Source organism: Belnapia arida (assembly GCF_016773205.1).
Lineage (GTDB): Bacteria > Pseudomonadota > Alphaproteobacteria > Acetobacterales > Acetobacteraceae > Belnapia > Belnapia arida.
Genome location: NZ_JAETWB010000131.1, coordinates 1 through 1,820 on the forward strand (window position 1 = coordinate 1; position 1,820 = coordinate 1,820).

At 62.6% G+C, this 1,820-nt stretch carries 2 protein-coding genes; one reads left to right on the forward strand and one right to left on the reverse strand.

Going from position 1 to position 1,820, the window contains the following annotated elements:
- The coding region (locus JMJ56_RS33015; RefSeq protein WP_202836102.1) for a 3-hydroxyacyl-CoA dehydrogenase NAD-binding domain-containing protein at nt 1–113 on the reverse strand (113 nt) is incomplete at its 3' end.
- 327 nt (nt 114–440) lie between these two features.
- On the opposite strand from JMJ56_RS33015, the gene JMJ56_RS33020 reads away from it, so the two are divergent.
- Nucleotides 441–1,553, forward strand: a complete 1,113-nt coding sequence (locus tag JMJ56_RS33020) for an AGE family epimerase/isomerase (RefSeq protein ID WP_202836103.1) — start codon at nt 441–443, stop codon at nt 1,551–1,553.
- Nucleotides 1,554–1,820: the final 267 nt, after the last annotated feature.

Genomic DNA, 1,820 nt, shown 5'->3' on the forward strand with positions numbered 1-1,820 from the left:
GCCTCCACCTTCGCCGGGTCGGTGTCGACGATGCAGACCTGAATGCCGAACTCGGCAAAGCATGCGCCAGAGACCAGGCCGACATAGCCGGCTCCAAGGACCGCAATGCGCATCGAAAGAACTCCTGCTCAAAGGACCAGCTTGGCGAGCGTAATGCCGCCTTATGGTGCTGGCGGTCAATATTTTCCTCGCCTAACCGGTTCTTCTTCGGCGCCCGGCTCGCGCTACGTATGATAGGCGGAAGGCGGCCATCAACTCGCATCATGATCTGCCCGCCGGCTTTGGTTGAAGCGCCTCACGCTGACAGATTTCCGGAAGAGCGCGGCCCTGTTGTGCGCTGTCGTGATTCTCGCCACCTTGCCTAACAAGCGGCCGTGCGAGACGGGGGCACAGATCCACGAATGTGAGACTGTATGGTAGAACACGAACTCTCTGAATGGATGAAGCGGATTGTGCTGCCCTTCTGGGCGGCTGCTGGGCGCGACCCCGTAACTGGCTTGTTCCAGGAACGGCTTCTATCGAATGGTGCGCCCGATACCGACGCGGTGCTGCGTGTGCGGGTACAGGCAAGGCAGATCTATGTGTATGCGCATGCGGCCGTCATCGGCTGGTACCCGGAAGGGGCCGCGCTGGCGCTCGGCGCTTATGACCGGATGGTCTCGGTCGCCTATTCGCCGGATGGCAAGGGCGGCTTCGTCCATAGCGTCACGCCGGGAGGGCATGTCGTCAGTCCGCTGCGCGACGCCTATGACCATGCGTTCCTCGTGCTGGCCCTCGCCTGGCTGTTGCGGGCGACGGGGGAGGCCAGGATTCGAACTGTGCTGGACGCGTTGCTTGGCTTCGTCGATGCGGAGATGACGGCACCGGATGGGAGCCTGCTGGAGGGCATTCCGCCCAGCTTGCCGCGACGGCAGAATCCGCAGATGCACTGGTACGAGGCGATGCTGGCGCTGATGGAGGCCGGCTTTCCTGGTGCGGCGGAGCGAGCGGCGCGGCACCGGGCGCTTTTCGAGACGCGGCTCTACCACGCGGCGACGGGTAGCCTTGGCGAGTATTTCACCGATGATTGGGAGCCGGTGCCGGGTCTGGAAGGTGCCATCCTGGAGCCTGGGCATCACGCCGAATGGGTCTGGCTTCTGCGCCGGCACGAGGCGCTGGCTGGCCTGTCGCGCAGTCCGGCGGCGGAACGGCTGCTCGACGGCGCCATGCGCTGGGTGGAGCCGGAGACTGGGTTGCTGGTCGATGAGGTCCTGCGCGGAGGCGGCGTGCATCGGGGAACACGGCGGACATGGCTTCAGACGGAGTTGGCGAAAGCTTGGCTGTCCGAAGTGGAACTCGGTACCACAGGGGCGGCAGAGCAGGCGCGCCGGGCGTTGGTGACGCTCGATCGCCATTTCCTGCGCCAGCCGATCCAAGCGGGCTGGCTCGATAGGATCGATGAGCGTGGGCGCCCCTTGCCGAGCCTGATCCCAGCCAGTGCACTGTATCATATCTTTCTTGCCGCAGCTGAGGCCGAGCGAGTGCTTGGCGGCGGGGACCGAGCCCGGGCGTGAAGGAAAATCCATTTGTTTCAAGCGTGCATCATATGACGATGAAAGCAAAAGCTACAGAAGCCGGCACCACTAATAGAAGGCGGCAATCTTCTTGTGTAATTCGAGACCGAACGCACGCTAGGTCTCGACTGCATTGATGCCGTTAAGGTTCTTGCTGGTAGCTTAATCGACGATATCTCTGCGGAAGGCCGCAATCCAAGATTGCAATCGCATTTTCGTGTGCTACACATCGCCGCGTTGCGCTGCAGCAGATGTGGAGGCATTCGG